Source organism: Arthrobacter antibioticus, assembly GCF_030063205.1.
GTDB lineage: Bacteria > Actinomycetota > Actinomycetes > Actinomycetales > Micrococcaceae > Specibacter.
This window is the reverse complement of record NZ_JASISQ010000010.1, coordinates 72,604-93,992: the sequence shown is the minus strand read 5'-3', so window position 1 is coordinate 93,992 and position 21,389 is coordinate 72,604. Positions and strand designations below refer to the sequence as shown.

The following is a 21,389-nucleotide window of genomic DNA, read 5'->3' as shown; positions in this document are numbered from 1 at the left end:
GCCCCGTGGCATGATACATGCTGCAGCATTTGCGGAGCTTTTTTTGCGCAGCTTTGTTCCTGTAGGCCCGAACGGCTCATTCGAAGAGGTGCCGGACTCTACCAAGATGACTATGTTGGTCGCTGCGCAGAAACAGTAGCTCGGTTCACGGTCTTTCAGGTTCCTGAGGCTGACCCTTGCACGATCGTGATGGACTCTGCCGGAGCCGGAGCCGCCGCCACCGGGGTGGCCGGATCGATTACTGCCCTATTGCCAGCAGCTTCCGGTTCGCAGTCCACGCGGACTTGCCACCACGCCGGATGCCAGTACGTCTCCGAAAAACGCCTCGAGCATGAATATAACGTACAAGAGAAGAATCACCTCAGTGGCCAATGCCCCAGACGGGCGCCCCTTTGGCCGTTGGCGGGTTGTGGCTGTCTGAGAACCCTATGCAGCTGATCAATGCGGGGCGGCCCCAGCGCACAACCGGGCCCTGTGTGGTCTCCACTAATTATCGTGTAGATCACGGGCTCGATTGGAGCTCTTGACTGCCGCGCTTAGGCATACGTACTTTCTCGCATGGGAGTGGGTCCCCTATCAAGTTGAGTCCGACGTCGACCTTGATCTCATCAACGCAGGGAAAGAAACAATCACGATACCCCCTGGCGATACCTTCCTAGACTCTGTCATAAGATTCGGCACGATCCGTGGTGGACAGGATCGTCACCGGCCAAGCCGTTCTGGATATAACTGACAATGGACTTGCCCTTGTTGAAACTGCGCCGGGGGTCAATATTGAGAGCATTCGCGCTGCCACGGGCGCCCATTTCAGCGTTTCTGAAGATCTGCTGGAATCAAGCGCCAACTAGCCTGCCCAAACAAAATTAACTTCCACTAAGAAGTAGTTAGATTTTTTAACTAGGTCTATTATTCTGCATTCCCAAGCACTATGGTTACAGCAAGTGCAAGATCTAGTTCACAGGCAACAATGCCCGCGAACTCATCCCCGGCACCCCTGCTGAGCGTTCCGCTCGGGCAGCATTGCTACTTGGAGGAACTGCCATGACTGACAACCAAGCATTAGCCGATGATTTCCGTTCCGTCCCGGTCAGCGACTGGTCCGACCTAGGCCAACAACTCTGGTCGTACCTAACCGGTCGAGGTGCCGTGGTCAACTACACTTTCGTGGATATGAGCGTTGAGGTGCCACGCGATATCGGTCCCGACGCCCCACGAGCCACGTGGAAGTTCAATGGGACGCTGCGAGTGACAACCAGCGACAATGAAAGCGCCCCCGTTGCAGGCCCTAAGTCCTAGGTGATGTGCCATGCGCTTCGACATTGACCTTGAATTTTCCGCAGAACTTCCCGCTGAAGCCGGCAAGGAAGCCGCCGCAGTCAACGGCACTATCAAGGCTGCGGGACAGGAAATTAACATTCACACTGACAACACTTCCCTGTTCCGGCTCGGTTCCCGGAGGAATTTGGCCGTCATTAAAGAGTTGGCGCAGTCCTTGGCCAAACGTGGCATTGTTGTGAACGTTTCGGTTCCCGAGGGAACCATTGTCAGCGTGGGTGCTGTGGATGTCTCACCCCTACAGCGCCTTCTGACCACCTCAGCCCACATCAAACCGGGCAAGTCGAACACGTGGGCAACTGTTGTCAAAGCGCAAACTACCGGCGGACTGAAAGGGCGCCTGATGCCCCCGTCAACCCCCTTCCCCTTGGTGCCTACTTTTCAGAAGTCGTACCGCATGAAAGCCACCACCACGCACTATGCACGCGGCGGCGGACGGCCCAGGCTTATTTTCGTTCGGGATAGTGAAACCTGGGATGGGCGTCCACCGAAGGAGTACAACCTCACTGAGGATTCAACTGTTATTGGCAGCGGTGCCGATGCTAATTTCATACTGCCGGAGCTGGCCCAGAAGCACGGCCGCGTAGATCATACGGACCAGGACGAATACGTCTACTTCGATGAACATGACACGTCCATCAATCCGGGTGGGCGGATTCTGCGAACAGGGGCGAGATTACTCTTGGGACCGTGGCGGATGGTGTTCTTCCGTGAAGAATATGCGGATCATGGGCGCCCTTTCGGCGGGCGGACCGGAGGCGAGTTCTCCAGAATGCAGCGCCCACAATTTGATCCCCGAACAGGACAAATTGAGTACGACGCCGTTTCCGGGCTAGGTGATCCGCGCCGCCAAGAATATCCAGACCCTTCGTAACGGCAGTCAATAACGGCCACAGAAACAACGGCTACCCGTAACCAACCATAAGACTTGGCAGCTGTGCAGATCCCCCATCTGCGCAGCTGCCAACTTTTTAGCTTGTTGCCAACTTATCCTCAACGGTGTCCTCATCCAGCCCCCGAGCGGGATCGGAGCCCCCTTCACCCTTCCCCAGTGACAGCGTGGCAAAAAGGCCCAAGGTAAGAAACCCTGCGGCGAAGTATGCGGAGTATTTTGTTCCATTGGAAAAGGCTGTCCGTGCCGCGTCCGCAACGCCTTGGGTGGCAGGATCTTTAGCAAAGCCTGTAATAGCGGCGCCGGAACTTTCCACGACTGCGGTGACGATCTTTGACTTGGCAGCTTCAGGAATATTTTGCTCATCCAGCGCATGTGACAGCTGGAGCGTGGCCGTTGAGAATAAAACAGTTCCCAGGATAGCTATGCCGAGTGCAGAACCAACTTGTCTGGCGGTGCTTTGGGTTCCAGAGGCTTGGCCGCTTTTGAGCTGCGGGACGTCTTTGAGCACCACGCCAGTCAATTGTGCCGTTGCCAGCCCAACGCCAAGTCCGTAGACGAAAAGGAATGGCACAAGGGCTCCCCACGGAGTGGTGGAGCTGATCACCAGGCCAAGGAATGCCACCCCGAGAATCTCCATAGCAATACCCACCCGGACAATTGTCACTGCCTGGATCTTGTTCCCAAAGGCGCCCGCAAATCCGCTGGCAGCAAACGATCCTGCGGCCAGAGGTAGTAAGAGCAGCCCGGTCTGTAGTGCCGAGTAGCCCAACACGTTCTGTAACCAAATGGGCAGTGACAAGATGATTCCAAACTCGCCCAAGCTCACAATCATGGCCGCAATGTTGCCATTGCGAAACGAAGGGATGGAAAACAGGCTGAAGTCCAGCATGGTGCTTGCCCCGCGCCGTGCACGGGCGCGACCCAAAGTGATAAAAAGAGCAACCGAGAGGATGCTAACGGTGAAGGCCACAGGCACGGCAGAGAGCCGAAATGGCCAATCCCATGCACCCAGCTTGAAAGGCTTGTTCACCAACCACCAACCATAGTTGCGACCCTCAATGAGTCCGAATACTAGGGTTGCGCTGGCCAACACTGAGAGCACTGCACCGCTGAAGTCGAGGCGCTTGGCAGAATCCGTGTCCCGTGACTCATCGACGGCCAGCAGAGTGCCTACAACAATGATGATGCCCAGGGGAATATTGATACCAAATGCCCATCGCCATGAATATGACGTGGTCAGCCAGCCTCCTAAGAGCGGTCCAACGGCTGACATGCCACCTATCGTGGATCCCCAGACCGCAAAAGCCAACGCTCGTTCCTTGCCACGAAACGTGGAGTTGATGATTGAGAGTGTGGTGGGAAGAACCATAGCCCCACCTATGCCCTGCAAAATCCTGGACCCAATGAGTAAATCGGCGCTTTGACTGGTAGCAGCCAGGACTGATGCCACCGCAAAGATGCTCACTCCGAGCAGAAGCAGCCGCCGGCGGCCGAACCGGTCCGCAAGAACACCAAAAACCAACAAGAGTGCGGCGAAAACGAGGGTGTACGACTCTTGAATCCATTGAACCTGAGTGGAGGAGGCGCCAAGATCCTCCACGATCGAGGGAATGGCAACGTTGACAATGGTGGAATCAACAATGATCAAGGAGACGGCGAGACTGATGAAGATCAGACCAAGCCATTTTCTTTTAGCACTATGGCGCATCTAAGTCACCGATTCCTTATTCTGATCACCGAAATTACTTAGATAATCATATTACTAACTCATGGAATCAACAATGCCGGCGTAGTCTCCCGCCAAGCCTCGAGGCGACGAAGCGCGTGGGCCGAGGAGCTGCCCGGCTCTGCCGTGTAAACGAACATGGAAAGTGCCCCTTCTCCCGGCAGGGAGAGTGTCTCGTAGATAAGATCCATGTCCCCGACAATCTCGTGATGAATCTTCTTCACCCCGGACTGGTGCTCGTGAAGATCATGGGCAGCCCAACGGAGGCGGAAGTCTTCCGAGGCAGTAGCCAGCTCACCGATCAGCCCGGTCAGGTCCTTATCGTGCGGATTGCGCCCGGCCGCAACATGCAGCATGGCAACGCTGTAGCTGGCCATCTGGTCCCAGTCCACATAAAACCGTTGCGATTCCGGGTCAAGGTGGATGTAGCGAGCGTGATTTAGCGTGCCCTTGGAACCCGCGATGAGCCCGGTATACAGCGCCCTGCCCAGCGCGTTCATGGCAACAATGTCTCCTCTGCCATTCTGGACGACGGCGGGCATTTGCGTCATCTGGTCCATGACCAGTTGGAGGGTGGCGCGGACAGCAAGTGCCGGCAAGCGCCGTCGTACTGGTTTTGGTGCTCCACTGTGGGCCCCGCGGGTGAGGAGAAAAAGGTGCCGACGTTCCATCTCGTCCAAGCGCAGGGTGCGCGCAATCGCATCTAGGACCGCGTCTGAGGCCCCCACGGCATTTCCGCGTTCCAACCGGGTGTACCAACTGAGGCTAACTCCCGCCAGGGCAGCGAGTTCTTCTCGGCGCAGCCCAGTTACACGGCGCTTACCACCTGCTGGCAGCCCGTAATCCTCTGGTTGGATCTTCGCGCGGCGAGAGGTCAAAAACTCACGCAGCTCAGTTTTGTTATCCATGGATATGACTCTACGGCCAGCACCGCTCAAGAGGCAGTCATTGCCAATGCCCCCATCAAGGCGAACTCCGCCGCAGCCAAAAAACCGCTCAAATTACCGCCCTGCCACGGTAGCGTCGAGAACACAACGCGCCTTGGGGCGCCACTAATACACAACACTTCGGAGATGTTATGACTACCGGACGCGCTTACGCTGCTACCTCCCCCACCGAGCAGCTTGTTGCCACGAGCATTGAACGCCGTGACGTGGGACCGCACGATGTCCTGATCGACATTGCCTACGCAGGAGTCTGCCACTCCGACATCCACACAGTGCGAGGCGACTGGGGTCCCATCGCTTACCCGCAGGTAGTGGGCCATGAAATTGTTGGCACCGTCTCCGCTATAGGCTCAGATGTCAGCCGCCACGCGATGGGAGATCGGGTGGGCGTGGGCTGCATGGTCAACTCCTGCCGCGAATGTGTCAACTGCTTGGCGGGCATGGAGAACTACTGCCTCAAGGGCAACACAGGCACCTATGCCGCCACTGACCGCGATGGCACCATCACACAGGGCGGCTATGCCACCAATATTGTGGTTAACGAGGACTTCGTGCTCAGCGTCCCGGAGAGCATCCCGTACCAAGCAGCAGCTCCCTTGCTCTGCGCCGGCATCACTACCTACTCACCCCTGGCCCACTGGAATGCTGGCCCGGGCAAGAAAGTTGCTGTGGTTGGCATGGGCGGGCTTGGACATATGGCCGTCAAGATCGCCCACGCCATGGGCGCTGAAGTCACCGTGCTGTCCCAGTCGCTGAGCAAGCGAGAAGATGGACTCCGCTTCGGTGCTGACCACTACTACGCAACCAGCGAAAAAGGCACCTTTGCGGAACTCAAGAGCACCTTTGACCTCATCATCAATACCGTCAGTGCCCCGGTAGACCTGGGTGCTTATGTGTCCCTGCTCCGCCTTGACGGCACTATGGTGAACGTTGGCGCACCGGCAGAGCCGCTGCCGATCTCTGTCTTCTCCCTTATGGGTAACCGCCGCTCCTTCGCCGCGTCAGGGATTGGTAGCGTGGCCGAGACGCAGGAAATGTTGGATTTCTGTGCCGCACACAACATCGCTCCTGAGATTGAACTAATCGACGCCTCCAAGATCAACGAAGCCTACGAGCGGATTCTTCGCTCAGATGTTCGCTACCGATTCGTCATCGACGCCGCAACTATCTAAGCAACGCTGAAGCGCCGCACCCGGAAGTTCAAGCGGGCGCGTCGGCAACGGTACAAAGTGGCCTCCCTCTTTGTACCGTTGCCGACTGAAGCCTCAATTGGAACACTACCGGGCTTGGACTGCTACCGGGCTGGGGCGTCCTCCTTAGTGCAAAGCCAGACCCAGATTATTCTCTTAGCTGCAGCCACTCATCCGACCCACAGAGTGGGTCATGCTGTCCGCCGGCAGTTTCTTCCACACCACATCGTTGCAGGTTCATCGCAGTCAAAGACGTAGAGCGGCAGTGCACGAATTTCAACGCGACAGTCAGCCGGGAAGAGCTCCATCGCCTTGAGCGCGATTTTGCGAGCAAAGGAGAGCCTCAGCCCTATCCACGATGGACAGCGGTAACAGCAAGGCAACAATGGCGCACGGGAACCAAGCCCGCGATGGAGCATGGAGCCATGGCCCTCTTCCAAACGGTGCGCGACGACGACCAGCAAACAGGAACTTCAATGAGCCCTAAGGACAAGCCCCAGCGCTCCTGGTGTCTGGAAGCACGCAAAGTCTCCATCGGCGTCGAGCTCGGCGCCTCTGCCGGTACGTTTACATACTCCTAGTCTCCGAAACTAAGTGCTGTACCGCGCGGCGCCGCCTCCATAGGCTTAGTCTTCCATTTCAGCAAGTAGCTCCGTGCAGCTAATGACGGTGCCGTTCATATCCAGCGTGGCGCTCTGGTCTTCGACGAGGAATTCGCGGATCACTCGGCATTCGGTGAGACCCCCGAGGGCAGAGATGGCTTCATTCTTAAGTTTCACGTGCAAAATACTGCCCTGCCAATTTGCGTCACCGTCCAGAGCGGCTCCGATCGCGGTGGCAATGCCATCCTTGGTGTTGCCGTTACTCGCCAATTTATCCTCTGCCGCCGCATTGGCAGTGTTGCCAGGGTTGCCAGGGTTGCCAGGGTTGGCAGGCTTGGTGGGAACTAAGGGCGGCGCCACACTCGTGAGGTCTTCTTGTTGCGGCTCTGAATCGGATGCGCTGCTGCATCCAACTGCGCTGCTGGTCAGGAGCAGAACACAGCCAAGCGCCATCAAGTACTTAACAAAGACCTTCATCGCTGCTCCCAAGGTAGTCATCACCAAACAAGCGTGGACCGTTGCGCCCGTATCACCCTGACCATAGCAGGGCTGCTGGAACTAAAGTTGAGCGATTCTGCCATGACCAAACAACTCACCTCGGCGCGGGCTGGTCCCCCACTCCTTCGGCACAGGTTACATAGGTGCCCTGAGTCCCGGAAGGAGCCGCGTTGGTTGTGACATATGAACCAGCACGGCTTGGTTGTGGTGCTGCTGTGCTCACATAGGTGCCCGTCACTTGATCCGTGCGAGGCGCACTGGTAGTCACATACCCTCCCCGATGACTGCGCATGGTCATTTTTGAATTTTTATCAGCGGCAAATGACTCTGTTGTGTCGGCCTGGTCGGCCACCAGGAAACGAATGAGTGGGTGACGCAATGAAATGAAAGAAGTCTTCAAGAAAGTTCCTTTGGAAATGATGGGATGAGGACGCAACAAAGCACGCCGCGTTGGGTGGTGGAGCCAAGGCAGCATGAAGTAACTACTGCCAGGAAAGATTCGTCGCTAGGGCGACGGTCTATGGGGCGTCGATGCCCAGTTGGCACTTGGAGCACAGGCCCCAAAAAGTGATCTCCGCCGACTGGATGGCGAAGCCATTCACGTGCGACGGCGTGAGGCACGGACTTGCGCCAATGACACAATCCACATCCTCTACGCTCTTGCAGTTCAGGCAAACCACGTGATGGTGGTTGTCCCCTACCCGTGCCTCGTAGAGTGCTGATGAGCCCGCCGGTTCGATCTTTCGGACTAAACCGGCCGTAACTAGTGCCGCTAAAACGCCGTAAACAGCCTGCACGGAAGTTTTAGGCAATGAAGTGACAATGTTCGAAAAAACCGAATCTGCATCCAGGTGCCCCCGACCGGTGAGAACAGCAAGAACAGCAACCCGGGGGGCTGTCACTTTCAGTTGAGCTGACCTAAGCCTGCCTTCCAGAATTTCTTGTGTTTCATGTTTGGCCATAACCCAATACTAGCAGTTGTTTTGAATTACTCAAAACAACTGCATGTATCTTTAGCGAATCCCTAATCCTGTCCTCCAGATGGCGACCAGGCGGCGCAGACAGAATTCTGGCATATACGCTGGCACCATGACAGCCATCTTTGATGAAAATTACTGGAACGATCGGTACTCCAAGCATGAAAGGGTTTGGAGCGGGAACCCCAACCCGCAACTACTGGCAGAAACTTCAGGCTTAGCGCCAAGGACTGCGCTTGATGCGGGCTGCGGCGAAGGTGCAGACTCTATCTGGCTTGCCGAGCATGGCTGGCACGTCACAGGTGTGGATATTTCCACTGTGGCCTTGGAGAAGGCTGCTGCGCACGCAGCAACTCACTTACTTTCTGGTTCCATTACGTGGGAGCACCATGACTTTTTTACGTGGTCGCCTACATCAGCTGCCTTCGACTTGGTGTCGGCGCAGTTCATGCACCTACCCAAAGCCAGCCGGGATCCCATATTTTCCCGGCTGGCCGACGCCGTCACAACTGGCGGGACGCTGCTGATCGTGGGGCACTCGCCGTCGGACGCTGACGCCGGCTTCCACCAACACTTTGGGACAGACTTATTTTTCACGGCCGAGCAGTTAGCCGCCGCTTTGGATCCAGAGGCTTGGGAAATTGTGACCACAGATTCCCGTCCCAGAAAGACCTCGGGGCGCGATGGTGAGTCCATCATCATCCACGATGAGGTTCTGCGGGCTCGCAGGAATAGCTGAACAGTCAGCGTTTCCGCCGTCGAGCTATCTCACCTAATGTCGACGACCCACCCACAAGCCGTGCAGTAACGGCAGTACCGAGACGATCATCAACACATTGCCGAACACCATATCTCCGCCTCGCACAACAGCGCCCGCTATGAGAACGGCACCAAATATGGCCACCGATACTGCCCTGCGTGCCGTGCGGTTAAGCTGCGCTACCTGCCGCTCCAAACGCGGAGTTGAGACTGACAACGAGCCCTCTTCGACTTGGGTAATTAGCCCATCCAGCCGTTTCGGTAGTCGCAGAGCCACCCCTGCGACGTCGAGCGCCTGCTTTGCAACATCCTGAACAATATTCCCGCGTTCATCTCGCAGCAACTGCGCAGCGTAGGGCTCAACCGAATCCCACAAATTAAACTTCGCGTCCAAGGAACTGCATACACCAGAGGTCAGTGACATGGCGCGGATAATCAATAGGAAATTTTCCGGCAGTTGGAATGGCAGCGAACGGACCACATCACCAAACTCCTCAGCGAAATCGAGGAACTCGCGAGGGTCTACCTCTCGCAGCTCGGCAAAGCCCATGCCGCCAAATCGGGCGAACAGGTGCGTCATAGCCCGTTCGAGCTCGAGGGTGTCGGCCGAAGGGACCAACACACCCACGTCGCTAATGGCATTCACCAAACCTTTGCCATCACGGGAAGCCGCCGCTATTAGCAACTTCCGCAGACCGCTGCGAGTGCTGGGTGGGACTTCCCCCATCATGCCGAAGTCAATGAATGTCAGCTTCCATGGCCGCTCCGCGGAAGTCCTTTCGGTGGCCTCGGTATTTGGCGTGACAAAGATATTTCCGGGGTGTGGATCGGCATGGAAGAAACCATTGGTAAACATCTGGTCAAACATGACCGAAGCAAAAACAGGAGCAACGTCCACCGGGTCTATCCCCGCTGCAAGAAGAGCTGCGGAATCCGTAATCTTGATTGCCGTGACATCTTCTAAGGTCAGCACTCGCCGGGAAGAGCGTTCCCAGACAACCTCGGGCACCAGCACCCGGTCATCATCGCTGAAGTCCGCGGCAAAGCGTTCTGAGCTGGCAGCCTCATGCAGGTAGTCGATCTCCTCCATACTGGTCGCCGCGAACTCCTCGACAAGCGCTGGCATGTCCACACGATCTGAAACGATCCGCACATGGCTAAGCCAGCCACCTACTTTGCGCAAAGCAGCCAGATCCACGTCCACAATCTTGTCAATACCGGGACGCTGGACCTTTAGCACCACCGCATGCAGGCCTGAGTCGGCAGCACCGCTGGCAAGAAGTTGCGCGCGGTGAACTTGACCTAGGGAGGCCGCGGCAACGGGCGTCTCATCGACCCATGCGAACACCTGGTCCAACCGCGCGCCCAGCTCCGTCTCGGCAAGGGAACGGATCGCAGGGAAAGGCACCGGCGGCACTTCGTCTTGCAGGCCCTCAAGTTCAGCTGTGATCTCGGGTGGAAGCACATCGAGTCTGGAAGACATGAACTGCCCTACCTTGATCATCAACCCGCCAAGGTCAACCGCAAGCACATGGAAACGTTGGGCGAAGCGGGTCATTCTTTTCGCTCTGCTGCGTTCAGCAACCTTGGTCAAGCCAACGCGTGGTAAAAATAACTCAAACCACCACGTCACCGCCAGATGCCACGCCGAAAAACGCAGAATGCGGCGATACCGTGAGCGAGCCTCCTTGGCCCCAGGAACAGAATCGGCCCGACCTTGAGGAACCGATGCCACCCGTGTCAATCTTGGGCGAGGATCGAGTACAGCCGGCGACGTGCTTCGTTGAGCACAGTGACAGCTTCGGCGACTTGCTCAGCAGATCCCGTGCGTCCCACTTGAGTGGCAGCCTGAGCAAGCTCAACCCCTGCTTTAGGTAATGCGGCAAACCCGCCACCAGGCGCCGCCCCCGTCGCGTTCCACGGGTCGGAAGAATCCGAGCCGGCTGCTTCTTCCCGACCTGCCTCAGTCAGTGAGTAGATCTTGCGACCGTTTGATTCCTCAGCACTGATGAAACCCTCATCGGCCAGTAACTGCAGCGTTGGGTAGACAGAGCCGGCGCTGGGCTTCCAACTCCCATTGCTCCGCTCTTCAATTTCACGGATGATCTGGTAACCGTGCATGGGACGTTCGGCAAGCAGTGAAAGCACAGCAGCACGAACCTCGCCGCGACCTGCACGTGTGCCTGAGCGCTTCTCAAACTTTGATCGCAGTTCCTCAACCGCCTGCCACATGCCATCAATGTTGCTGGGGCCAAAACCGCCGCCGGGGAATGAATTACGCATCATGGACTCCTTTATAAATCGTGAACGACATACAACGATAGAGTCAACGATATACCCCTGAAGTTGTAAACAACAATAGCTCTGGGCGTTATCTATCCTGTGTGTTCTCTGTGAAGTATTCGCTGTGACTGACGAGTACGACGGCGGCGCTAGTTCCCATTTGCAGGGTTCTGCGGTGGGGATGGCCGATGTATCGCTTGGCGAAGTTTGTGCTGTGGCGCTCACGCAATCGCACGCAGACATAAGATGACTGCGGCGAAAAGACAAAAACCCCCTGACTCAGTATTTCAACGGGTCAGAGGGTCATTGTGGTGGAGCTAAGGAGATTCGAACTCCTGACCTCCTCGATGCGAACGAGGCGCGCTACCAACTGCGCCATAGCCCCGCGCAGGTGCTCATACTAGAATTTCACACTGTTTGCACCATTGCTTTTCTCACCCTAAACCTGTTGAGTCGGGTTTCACAAAAATGGGCAAGAAAGTTAGCTTTATCCGGAGAATTTAAGGGCAGTGGAGAACTTTTCGGGAAAACAGGTGAAATCTGTAGTCTAGAAATTACGCCCGACGTCGTTGCAGGACATCGTCCAAGTTATTCAGTGCGTGGGTTCCACGCTCAGAAGCCGGCACAAATTTCTCCGTGCGGGAGGACTTGTCAGTCTTAGCGATCTCTGCATCTTGCCTATCATCCAGCGCATCCCCTTGAACGACAGTCACAACACCACCGTGTTCCCCTGCAATTCCAACCCCGGCTTGATCAGCCCGGATGGAAGTTCCAGCCGACTTTGGAACGTCAGGAAGCACAAGCGGCTTCTCTAGGCTCAGTGCTCGGTTCGCCGTTACATAGCCGGGAACAGGGACAGCCACGGGCTCCCACGTTTCAGCTTCCAGCTCGCCCTCAGCGAGAGTCTGGGTGTGCGCTAGTTTCGCGTCGGCAGTTCCCTTGGCCGCTACCCGCATTGCGGCGGCGCGCAGCTCTTCACTGGTCAGCGGCTTGGGCACCGGAGCCGGTGCAGCACCCTGGGCACCATCAAAGACCGATGTCTCTTTCTTTTCCACAGGGTTGCTGGACGATTCTTGCGCAGTGGCATTCGCCGTCGCACGTGCAGCCTGGCGTTCGTCACGGCGAACAGAGTGATCACGAACCGCCATGGCCCTGAGACCTACTACAACGGCAGCAAACACCAGTAGTGAAGTCCATCCCACACCGGGCGAGCCGAGATTAAACACACTCAACGCACCTGTTATGCCTGCCATCAGCAAAGCGATCAGGCCCACGAGAGCAATAAATGTCCTGTCCCAGCGAATCCGTAAAGTTCTCGCAGTCCCCTCGGGCGCAGCCGTTGAAGGTCCCGGCTCCACGTGGGTGTGGGCGTCGGAAGTAGTGCTTTCCATTGACGTCTCCTGCAACTGCTGGATTAGGTGGACTGGCAACTCGTGTCCGGCCACATTTCAACCCTAAACGGGAAACATGTCCGCACTGGCATTACTGCCGGTGTGTCGCGGGGTAAGGCTAAAAATCAGCCCCATTTTGTCGCCGTGAATTGTGTCCGACACTTGTTTCTGACAAGACGGGCTCAGAGCAACCGCAGTCTCTGACTACATTGCCTAAGTACATCGCAGGGCCCGCGAGTTGCTCGGACTACTGCCTCGCGCCCAGCCACCTGACGAGGATTCCTTCCGGAACCTCCTCAGAAGTGAGCGCGAAACTGCGATGATCCGCCCACTGTCCATTGATGTGCAAAAGCCTCGGGCGCAGACCCTCGTCCCGGAAACCCAATTTCTCCACCACCCGCAGACTGGCCGCGTTCTCGGGGCGGATATTGATTTCCATCCTGTGCAGGCCAAGCTGTTGAAAACAATGGTCCGTGGCCATGGCAACTGCCGTGGGGACAATGCCTCGCCCGGCCCTGCCTTGATCAACCCAATAGCCTAGGGTCGCCGACATCGCCGAGCCCCACATGATGGAGGAGACAGTGAGCTGCCCCACAATGGCTGGGCGTCGTTGGGACGGAATCCGTTCGGTAATGATAAACGGCAATGCGGCGGCTTCGCGGGCTTGCCGGTTCAGAACACGTACCATCCCCGAATAAGTTGGCAGCTCCCCCTGCCCACCGGGATTGCTCGCCTCCCACGGCTGGAGCCACGTTGAATTACGGTTTCGTACCCTGACCCACTCGGCCTTGTCGCCAAGTTTGATGGGGCGCAGTACCAAATCACCGCATTCCAAGGTCACCGGCCAGATGGCCTGCCCCCACACGTAACTAGCTCTTGAAATCGGCGGTGAACTCGCCGAGCCACTCGCGCAGGTCCGAGCCCAATTCCTCGTTTTCGCAACCCAGCGTCACGACTGCCTTGAGGTAGCTGAGCTTGTCGCCGGTGTCGTAACGCCTGCCACGGAACACAACCCCGTAGACACCGCCGCCTTCACCTTCCTGGGTGGCCAGGGTTTGCAGCGCATCGGTGAGCTGGATTTCATTCCCACGCCCCGGAGGGGTGTTTTCTAGGACGTCAAATACGGCCGGGTGCAGCACGTAGCGGCCAATGACGGCCAGGTTCGAGGGTGCTTCCTCTTTTGCGGGCTTTTCGACCAAGTGGTTGACCCGGACGTAATCCTCGCCTTCAACCACTGTCATGTCAGCACAGCCGTAGGAGGAAATCTTGTCCATGGGGACCTCAATGAGCGCCACGACGGACCCACCTGTGCGCTCCTGGACTTCGATCATCGTCGCAAGCAGCTCGTCGCGCTCATCGATGAGGTCATCACCTAGCAACACGGCAAACGGTTCATCGCCTACATGGGTTTTGGCACGCAACACTGCATGTCCTAGCCCTTTGGGGTCTCCCTGACGAACGTAATGGATCTCTCCTAGATCAGTGGCATGTTGTACCGCTGCAAGGCGGTCCATATCCCCTTTTTCCTCCAAAAGAAGTTCCGTCACGGGAACCCTATCGAAGTGGTCTTCCAGAGCGCGTTTATTGCGGCCAGTAATCATCAAAACGTCGGTCAGGCCCGCGCTGACAGCTTCCTGAACCACATACTGAATGGCAGGTTTATCAACCACGGGGAGCATTTCTTTGGGCATTGCTTTGGTTGCGGGCAAGAATCTTGTTCCCAAACCAGCCGCGGGAATAACGGCCTTACGTACATGCTTTGCAGAAGTCATGCCCCTAGGTTATCTGAAAGAGTCCCAAAAACACGGATAATGTCCCTATAGCTAGTTGCTCTCTCTACTGAACTAAAGTCAACTCAACCGATTGGACACGTGTGAGCGCACTCGATAAGTCTGTTTGGCGTTCCAGGCTGCGTGCTCAGCGCAAGGAAGTCCATCGCGCTTCCCCTGCGCTGCTGGGAGCAGATCTGGCGTATTCCGGACTCAGCTGGCTGGAATCGCTTGGCCTCCAGCCACGTTCCGGCTCCGCCGTATGTGCCTATATCTCCATGGGTGATGAGCCACCCACCGAAGCACTTTTGGGAGCCCTAACGAATGCTGGTTACAGCGTGTACGTGCCTGTTTGCGAACCCGGGCACCTGCTCAGTTGGGTCCTTTGGTTTGCCGACGTGCAGATGGCACGAAGCCGCTTCGCTCCCGTCATGGAGCCTGTAGGACCTCGAAATCACTTTAGCGAATTGGATTACATTCAGGCGATCTTCGTTCCTGCGCTCGCCGTTGACCGTTCAGGTGTCCGCCTAGGCCAGGGAGGCGGCTACTATGACAGGTTCCTGGCGACAGCCGCTGCCATTCCCGTAGCCGCCGTGGTCTATGCACCCGAAGTTCTTGCCTCCGGCCGCCTCCCCTCCGATGTTTTGGACGCCCCCGTGGACTATTCGCTGACCCCTGTTGGCTACCAACACATGGGAACCGGGACAATTCAGCCGCAATGAAACAGCACTGCTGCACTTGGTGGGTGTACCAGGGTAGCTAAAGGAGAGTGGCATGTGAGGGATCTCCGCGCCTTGTTCTCTTCCGATGGTAGAATTAGCAGCTGGGATCATGGACTGCCAGCCACGCGACTGGTGATAGCAGTGTCCCAACGCATGTATCCAGGAGGAAAATCAGTGCCCACGTACGCTTACGCCTGCAAAGATTGCGGCCACGCCTTTGATATTCAGCAGTCATTCACCGATGACTCTTTGACTGCCTGCCCGGAATGTCGCGGAAATCTTCGGAAGAAGTTCAATTCAGTGGGGGTTGTTTTCAAGGGATCCGGTTTTTACCGCACCGATTCACGCTCCAACGCCAGCTCGGTTCCAGCTGCCGCATCCGGCTCGACTAATTCCGAATCAGCAAATTCAGCATCCGGTGGCGCTTCCTCCCCCAAGTCCTCAGATGCCAGCAGCTCAGGTGGTGCGGCCAAGGCAAGTGCAGGATCTGGCAGCTCTGAAAGCTCTAGCTCTGGCAGTGCGGCCAAGAAGAATTCGGGCCAAAAAAACGCCTCAGCAGCCAACGCATCCAGCTAGTACTTTTAGTACAGTTAGTACTTTTAATTCTTGGCGCCCTTTTCATTCTGCGAACTAGTCTTCTGGACCCAGCTATTCCTCCACAGACCCGGCCGGTTAGAAAGTCCTCCACTGATAAGTGTCCGCCCCTATTAGTGGAACGGTTGTGGGCCTAGCGTTGGGTTATGAAGTCATCACGCAATCCGCCAAACCCGCCTGTTTATGCAGGACCTCTTTGGCGTTCCCATTCGTGGTCAGGACGCGGCTCCCCTCTATCAATCCGGCAGAGGTTTCAGCGGATAATAATGCGTCATCGACGACTTTTCGCAGCCCTGCTCTTCTGCGTAGCAGCGGCCCTGTCCGTCCAACAACTCACCCCTTCGAGCCCTGTTACCACCACAGTATTCACAGCATCCCACGACATTCCGGCAGGACACATACTGGCTAGTGGGGATCTGCTGCCCACCCAGGTAAGCCCCCGCATGGTGCCCGACGGCGCTCTGCATCCCGAGGTTGCCACGATTGGCTCGGCCACCACTGGCTCAGCCGCCACTGGCACGGAGTCCAACGCAACGTCCAGCTTGTGGCAGGGAAGGCAGGTCTCCGGGCCCGTTCGCCGTGGCGAAGTTATGACCGATGCCTCCCTACTGGGAAGTGGGTTGCTGATCGGTGCACCTGCGGGGAGCCAGGCGGTGCCACTGCGATTAAGTGATCCCTCTACTTTGGCACTGTTGCGTCAGGGCCAGCTTGTCACTGTGATCCTTAGCAGCAGCCAAGGCATGGATGGACCTTTACGCAATGAAGTATTGGCAGAAAGTATCCCCGTTTTGTGGACTCCGGAACTGGTGCAGAGCAGTGCAGGATTACTACCAGCCCACGAAAATGAGGGACTCGTCGTGGTGGCAGCGTCAGCAGAGCAGTCTGTACGCTTGGTGGACGCCGTCAACCGTGGAAAGATTTTCCTCATCTTGCTGAATTGAAGAACTCATGCCGGTCTACCCTGCAGCAGTCCGATTGTCTTCTGTCCACTTAGCTCCGTGCAGCCTTGACAACTGCAAAGTACTTATTCGCTTCAGGCAAATAACACAGTCCTACTGCCAACCCGCCCAAAATAATCTGAGCCACAGTTGTCAGCCCCTGAGGCATCGTGAACCCCACTAGCTGCGTCAACGTTAGAACCGCCAGCACCCCAGCGGCAACTCTGGCCCAAGTCCGGCCTTTCCGCAGAAAAAAAGCAAACAACACGTACGCGCTAACAGTTGCAATGCCAGCCAAAACCACTGTTATCACCCCCATGTTTCGGGTGGCTTCCAAACTGGGTACAGCACCACTCATGGCATCTATTTGTGCCTGAATCGCCACTAGACGGTCGGGTGAGGCCGCGTACATTACTGCCATCACTGAGGCGATGATCTGAACCACGGCAGCGGCAAGTAACAATCGCGCAGCCGCCACTACAAGATGTGGTACGGCAGGGTTGGACGCCCCAGCATTCTTTTCAATAAACGCGCCCAACCCGGGAATTTTCGGAGGATTAGTCAATGCAGTTCCTAGCCCCAGTGCGGAGGCTTATTCTCACGCAGCCACGCGTCATGACCGCGTCCGTTGGAGGAGTCACCCCACGTATGATCGGCGTCGCTCGGAGCTACCTTGGGCAACAACTTGGAGTCTTCTGCTGATTCCGGCGCTGGGTTGTCGCTCGTCTTATCAGCTGCTGTATCTTCAGACCCGCTCACTGTTGGCACACTCTTTTCACTATTTTTTGTATCGTCTACTTTATTTGCACGCACCAGCTCCTCCGCCGCTACGTCAGCTGAAGCTACATTGGTGCGTCGCCGTGAACGAGACGAATCAACCGTGCCGGTTGTGGGGGAATCAGAGGGTGCGCCAAATAAAGAAGCTAGTTCGGCATCGCCACTGGTCGTGGCCAGGTTCAGATGCCGGCCAATCTGATCAGCACAACTTGATGGATCGGTAAATACCTCAATGGTCCACAACGGTACGTAGCGCCAGCCCAAACGTTCCAGCATTTGTGGGCGCAGGCGGCTCCGCTCACGTACAGTCATGTTCTGGTACTTAGCCGTGCCATCCGATTCAACTGCGACAGGTACCGGAATTTCGTGGTCCTCAAGGCCAAGAAGTTGAACGGGGTCCGGGGCCGCCGCCATATCCAGAACACCGTCGTAGTGATGCCACACTCTTGCTCCACGGGCGCGAAGCCTGTCGGCAAGATCCGCCACAAGCGGGTCTTCGCCTGTGGCACGTTCACTATCAAGGGCACGTGTTGCCGGTGTTCCCAGCAACGAATTCCCGGCAAGTTCACGGTCAAGTAGCTCAAAGAAATCAATGGCACCAAAACTTAGCCGATTCTCATCCAAGTCCTCAGGACGGAAGCACGTGACTATATGTATATGGGTGCGGGCGCGCGTCATAGCCAGGGCGAATTTCGCACGACCGTCAGGTTCAGACAAGGGCCCAAAGCCATGCAGCGCACGGCCATGTGGCGTCCGTCCAAAGCCAAGGGAGAAAATAACTCTATCCCTGACAAGACCGGCGGCACGGTCAACAGTAACAACGCGGAACGACTCAGCACCCGAGGCAAAGAATTCAGCGAGCAGCGGATGGTTGGCCATTTGAAGCCGGATGGCTTGAGCAACTCGAACGGCATGCCGCTCACTGGCTGTGATGATGGCCAACGACTCGCGAGGACGAACCCTGGCGTGTTCAAACACCAAGTCAACAACACGGTTAACTTCGGCAACCACTGATTCAACCCCGCCGTCGCCAGCGCCGGGCAAGCCCTTGCCGTCCGGGAGATAGTCAACTGTGATTGCGCGTTCAAGTCCTGTCACGGCCCGGCCGTCGGGAAGCCGTTCCAACTGTGAATCGTAGAATCCGGTACTGAGCTGACGCACCAAGTCTTCATCAACGGCTCGGTAAGAAACTGTCAAACGATGTCGCGAAAGGACCCTGGACAGCGCACCAAACACACTTTCCAACGGATGTTGCTCGGCACTACGGGCCCCCGGAGTTCCGACAGCAACGCTGAAGCTCTTGGGGCACGCTGTCTGTTCGTCGCCAAAGGCAATGACCTGATCCGCCCGGGCCAGGGCTGGGAGGGCCGATTGCAAAGACGTGGATTCTGCATCAAGGATGACCACGGCATCGAAACGGTAGTGGGCCGGAATGGCCGAAGACACCACGAGTGGGCTCAGGGCAAAAACGGGTGCCAGATTACGTAACAGGTCAGGTGTCTGGGTGCTCAGTCCGGCAAGGGAGACCCTCCCATCCTTTAGCACATTGCGCAGCATTTCACCCTGCCGGTTGCGACCGGCAAGCATCGCCTTCCACTGCTTGGCCAGGTGCCAACGGATCCGGCCGGGACCGGAAGCAACATGCGTTTGGTCAGCCAAGCGGAACTCAGCCTCCAAGCGGCGCAGATTTTCGCCGTCGGACATGGCAAGGTACTCATCCCCGCTAATCATGGCTTCCAACGCCGACTGCCACCACGCAAGTTCAAGCTCTGAACTGGTCTGCTCAGACGGCACCTCACGGCGGGCCAGGTCATCAAGTAGTTCGCCAAGACCTTGTTCCCGCATACCCTCAAGCAGAAGCGTGCGCTCAGGCAGCGTCTCCAGTGATTCCCGAGAAGCTACCAGCGCTTCCAAACGGCCAACGAGCTCCCGCGCATTGAAATTCAGCAGGTCCCCGCCATCGACCGTACGGTCCAAAACAGCGCCCAGAGCCACCAACTTCTCGCGCAAGCTCTTGTAAGTGCGGCTCAACTCAGCCAGCCCCGAGGGCACAGTGGGGTGACGCTTGCTAGTTGCAGCCTCCGCCCACAGCATGCTTTGTTCGTTGACAAGCATCAAGGATGCGTGGAGATCTGCGATATGCACACCGGGACGGACTAAATCTTTAGCGTTGCGACGGAACCGTGCACGCTGCAAGGCAGGCATATCGATGCCACGCTCCCGGCGCCAAGCAGCGGTAGCCGTGGCAGCGATCATTTCATCCGTTGACCAGTCAAAAATATCGGCGTTGAACTTATCCAGGCTTTCCCGAATCGCGACCAGCATGTCCAGCTGCCGACCCCACTGGGCAAAAGAACTACCCTGCCGAATTTGACCAAATTCAGCCACCTCCCGCATCTTCACGGCAAAGCCGGGCACCTGATCGTACAGTTGCTCAGCCAGCGAATAAGCCGACTCGGTTTCCTTGCGTGTCACCATTCGGGCGCCATGCCATGCACTACTGACGGCAACCTGGCTAAACGCACCGAGCTCAGCGGTCCGTCGCAGACGCCCAGTGAGCTCCTTGCGATCACGGATGCTATCCAAGACGCTGCGTTTGAGGCGCACTGTTGTGGATGGCGCGGGGTGGATCGAGGTCAGTTCGGCCAATGACTGCATAGCTTGGTAAGGCGAGCATCCCCATCGTTCGCGCACATTGTGCAGGCTGGCTACATGATCAACCAGTTGGTGCCGATGATCGACGAGAGTTTCATGCAAGCTGTCCAATGTGGGTTCAACGGCTTTTTCATTTCGGGTGATGGCCCGGATCAACTGCGACTTGATTTGCTGGGGCCCCGTCTGTGCGCTGAGCTGCAACAGAAGAGAGTCAAGATCGTGATTGCTAAGAATCTGTGCAAATTCATTTAACGTCCCGCGACGTTCACCCACCACCAAAACGCTTTTGCCGTCATGGACTAGTTGGGCGACGGCATTGATTGCTGTCTGTGTCTGTCCGGTCCCTGGAGGGGTCGAAACAAGGACTGACTCGCCACTGCGAACCATATCCAGGACGTATTGTTGCTGTGGATCAGCGTCCAGGACCAACAGTTCATCTTCAGGGTGGCGATCATCCAGCGGAGCAAAGCGTTCAAAGTCGGGCTCGAGCTCAACGGGTAGAACGTCATCGCCGCTATGACTCTGGAGCAACTCAAGCAGTTCGCTACCGGCCATCAGTGCTGGGTCGTTCAAATTATCTGCCAGGAATGCGAAGGTGGAAACCACCAGTTCGTGTTCCACAACTGCCCCGTTGATGGGGGCCAGCAGTGTACGCACGCGATCCAGGACGGGGGCCGGATCGAAGCGTGCCGTGCTGTACGCCAGCCGCCCTAAAGCTGCGGTATCAAGGTGGATGTTTGCCTTCTGAGCCAAGTGTTTCGCCAGTGCGGGGTTCACCTGTGCCTGCTCCATTAGCTGGAGTTCATAGTCATCTTGACCAGGGCGGACGGTCAGTGCGACGGCGGCGAGCAGGACAGGTGCGCAGACGTCACCGCTGTTTTCACCACCGACAACAGACCAGCGCGCCATACCGGCACCCAAATATCCGACGTCGATTCCGCGATCGGTGCTCAGCTCAAAGATCTTCGCGCGAAGGGCAGCGGCAGCCTTCTTTGCGGCCGCATAATGTTCGGGTTCGCGAATCAAGGTGGAGAGCCGGGTTTTACGGCCGGCCAGAAGCTGGGCCAGGCCAGACGGGTGGGCGTGTGTGAGACCAATGCTGCCGTGCTCGGTTTTTACGAAGGTAAGGGCTGTATCCGCGCCTGAATAAGAATCCAATCCAGCAAGCCAGGTTTGGAGTTCCAATGAACTCTCATTGGGGCCTGCAACATCGGACACGGGTGCCTTCTTCTCTGCACTTGAGCGAAACGGTCTTGACCATACTGACATGTATTTCAGGCTATCGCTCTCAGCCCTTCAATGCTCGTTCGGCACACTGGAGGACACCAAAT

At 56.9% G+C, this 21,389-nt stretch carries 21 protein-coding genes, 1 tRNA gene and 1 pseudogene; 9 read left to right on the top strand and 14 right to left on the bottom strand.

Annotation, left to right across the window (positions count from 1 at the left end):
* Positions 1-686: 686 nt before the first annotated feature.
* The 3 genes from QMG40_RS17335 to QMG40_RS16640 all read left to right on the top strand — a co-directional run bounded on the left by QMG40_RS17335 (position 687) and on the right by QMG40_RS16640 (position 2,209).
* On the top strand, positions 687-848 hold the full coding sequence (locus QMG40_RS17335) for a hypothetical protein (protein ID WP_343318324.1): 162 nt from the start codon (positions 687-689) through the stop codon (positions 846-848).
* 193 nt (positions 849-1,041) lie between these two features.
* A complete protein-coding gene (locus tag QMG40_RS16645) occupies positions 1,042-1,296 on the top strand; it encodes a hypothetical protein (RefSeq protein ID WP_283532245.1) in 255 nt (84 codons plus the stop codon).
* 10 nt (positions 1,297-1,306) lie between these two features.
* Positions 1,307-2,209 carry an FHA domain-containing protein gene (locus QMG40_RS16640; protein WP_283532244.1) on the top strand — a complete coding sequence of 301 codons (903 nt, stop codon included), beginning with the start codon at positions 1,307-1,309 and terminating at the stop codon, positions 2,207-2,209.
* 97 nt (positions 2,210-2,306) lie between these two features.
* On the opposite strand, the gene QMG40_RS16635 is transcribed toward QMG40_RS16640, so the two are convergent.
* Together QMG40_RS16635 and QMG40_RS16630 are read right to left on the bottom strand one after the other, a co-directional pair.
* On the bottom strand, positions 2,307-3,938 hold the full coding sequence (locus QMG40_RS16635; protein ID WP_283532243.1) for a DHA2 family efflux MFS transporter permease subunit: 1,632 nt from the start codon (positions 3,936-3,938) through the stop codon (positions 2,307-2,309).
* Between the two features lie 59 nt (positions 3,939-3,997).
* The gene (locus QMG40_RS16630; RefSeq protein ID WP_283532241.1) at positions 3,998-4,864 is read right to left on the bottom strand and encodes a helix-turn-helix transcriptional regulator; all 867 of its coding nucleotides are present in this window, start codon (positions 4,862-4,864) and stop codon (positions 3,998-4,000) included.
* Between the two features lie 170 nt (positions 4,865-5,034).
* Here QMG40_RS16630 and QMG40_RS16625 point away from each other — a divergent pair, with 170 nt between their 5' ends.
* Positions 5,035-6,075: an NAD(P)-dependent alcohol dehydrogenase gene (locus tag QMG40_RS16625; protein ID WP_283532240.1), complete on the top strand. Its 1,041-nt coding sequence runs from the start codon at positions 5,035-5,037 to the stop codon at positions 6,073-6,075.
* Positions 6,076-6,518: 443 nt separating this feature from the next.
* Complete coding sequence (locus QMG40_RS16620; RefSeq protein ID WP_283532239.1) at positions 6,519-6,674, top strand: hypothetical protein; 156 nt, start codon at positions 6,519-6,521, stop codon at positions 6,672-6,674.
* A gap of 45 nt (positions 6,675-6,719) precedes the next feature.
* Here QMG40_RS16620 and QMG40_RS16615 read toward each other — a convergent pair whose 3' ends face one another.
* The 3 genes from QMG40_RS16615 to QMG40_RS16605 all read right to left on the bottom strand — a co-directional run bounded on the left by QMG40_RS16615 (position 6,720) and on the right by QMG40_RS16605 (position 8,155).
* Complete coding sequence (locus tag QMG40_RS16615) at positions 6,720-7,193, bottom strand: hypothetical protein (RefSeq protein ID WP_283532238.1); 474 nt, start codon at positions 7,191-7,193, stop codon at positions 6,720-6,722.
* Between the two features lie 94 nt (positions 7,194-7,287).
* Positions 7,288-7,593 (bottom strand): hypothetical protein, encoded by a 306-nt coding sequence (locus QMG40_RS16610; protein WP_283532237.1) that lies wholly within the window; start codon positions 7,591-7,593, stop codon positions 7,288-7,290.
* Positions 7,594-7,711: 118 nt separating this feature from the next.
* The gene (locus tag QMG40_RS16605) at positions 7,712-8,155 is read right to left on the bottom strand and encodes a Fur family transcriptional regulator (RefSeq protein ID WP_283532236.1); all 444 of its coding nucleotides are present in this window, start codon (positions 8,153-8,155) and stop codon (positions 7,712-7,714) included.
* 127 nt (positions 8,156-8,282) lie between these two features.
* Between QMG40_RS16605 and QMG40_RS16600 the strand changes: the two genes are divergently transcribed.
* Positions 8,283-8,909, top strand: a complete 627-nt coding sequence (locus QMG40_RS16600) for a class I SAM-dependent methyltransferase (RefSeq protein WP_283532235.1) — start codon at positions 8,283-8,285, stop codon at positions 8,907-8,909.
* A 33-nt stretch (positions 8,910-8,942) separates the two neighbouring features.
* On the opposite strand, the gene QMG40_RS16595 is transcribed toward QMG40_RS16600, so the two are convergent.
* The 6 genes from QMG40_RS16595 to galU all read right to left on the bottom strand — a co-directional run bounded on the left by QMG40_RS16595 (position 8,943) and on the right by galU (position 14,375).
* A complete protein-coding gene (locus tag QMG40_RS16595) occupies positions 8,943-10,664 on the bottom strand; it encodes an ABC1 kinase family protein (protein ID WP_283532234.1) in 1,722 nt (573 codons plus the stop codon).
* A 5-nt stretch (positions 10,665-10,669) separates the two neighbouring features.
* Entirely contained in the window at positions 10,670-11,212 is a 543-nt protein-coding gene (locus QMG40_RS16590; RefSeq protein ID WP_283532233.1) for a PadR family transcriptional regulator, read from the bottom strand.
* A 309-nt stretch (positions 11,213-11,521) separates the two neighbouring features.
* Positions 11,522-11,597, bottom strand: a tRNA-Ala gene (locus tag QMG40_RS16585).
* 169 nt (positions 11,598-11,766) lie between these two features.
* Entirely contained in the window at positions 11,767-12,603 is an 837-nt protein-coding gene (locus tag QMG40_RS16580) for a hypothetical protein (protein WP_283532232.1), read from the bottom strand.
* Between the two features lie 247 nt (positions 12,604-12,850).
* Entirely contained in the window at positions 12,851-13,468 is a 618-nt protein-coding gene (locus QMG40_RS16575; protein WP_283532231.1) for a GNAT family N-acetyltransferase, read from the bottom strand.
* 4 nt (positions 13,469-13,472) lie between these two features.
* A complete protein-coding gene (galU, locus tag QMG40_RS16570; RefSeq protein WP_283532230.1) occupies positions 13,473-14,375 on the bottom strand; it encodes a UTP--glucose-1-phosphate uridylyltransferase GalU in 903 nt (300 codons plus the stop codon).
* 101 nt (positions 14,376-14,476) lie between these two features.
* Between galU and QMG40_RS16565 the strand changes: the two genes are divergently transcribed.
* Both QMG40_RS16565 and QMG40_RS17330 read left to right on the top strand, forming a co-directional pair.
* Complete coding sequence (locus QMG40_RS16565) at positions 14,477-15,094, top strand: 5-formyltetrahydrofolate cyclo-ligase (RefSeq protein ID WP_283532229.1); 618 nt, start codon at positions 14,477-14,479, stop codon at positions 15,092-15,094.
* 153 nt (positions 15,095-15,247) lie between these two features.
* Positions 15,248-15,409: pseudogene (locus tag QMG40_RS17330) on the top strand (FmdB family zinc ribbon protein); the annotation flags it as partial.
* A 14-nt stretch (positions 15,410-15,423) separates the two neighbouring features.
* On the opposite strand, the gene QMG40_RS17325 reads toward QMG40_RS17330, so the two are convergent.
* Positions 15,424-15,657, bottom strand: a complete 234-nt coding sequence (locus tag QMG40_RS17325) for a hypothetical protein (protein ID WP_349361629.1) — start codon at positions 15,655-15,657, stop codon at positions 15,424-15,426.
* A gap of 297 nt (positions 15,658-15,954) precedes the next feature.
* Here QMG40_RS17325 and QMG40_RS16555 point away from each other — a divergent pair, with 297 nt between their 5' ends.
* Entirely contained in the window at positions 15,955-16,629 is a 675-nt protein-coding gene (locus QMG40_RS16555; protein ID WP_283532227.1) for a CpaB family protein, read from the top strand.
* Positions 16,630-16,678: 49 nt separating this feature from the next.
* Here QMG40_RS16555 and QMG40_RS16550 read toward each other — a convergent pair whose 3' ends face one another.
* Both QMG40_RS16550 and QMG40_RS16545 read right to left on the bottom strand, forming a co-directional pair.
* On the bottom strand, positions 16,679-17,191 hold the full coding sequence (locus QMG40_RS16550; RefSeq protein ID WP_283532226.1) for a hypothetical protein: 513 nt from the start codon (positions 17,189-17,191) through the stop codon (positions 16,679-16,681).
* 8 nt (positions 17,192-17,199) lie between these two features.
* Positions 17,200-21,327, bottom strand: coding sequence for an AAA family ATPase (locus QMG40_RS16545; RefSeq protein WP_283532225.1), 4,128 nt, complete (start codon positions 21,325-21,327; stop codon positions 17,200-17,202).
* Between the last annotated feature and the right edge of the window lie 62 nt (positions 21,328-21,389).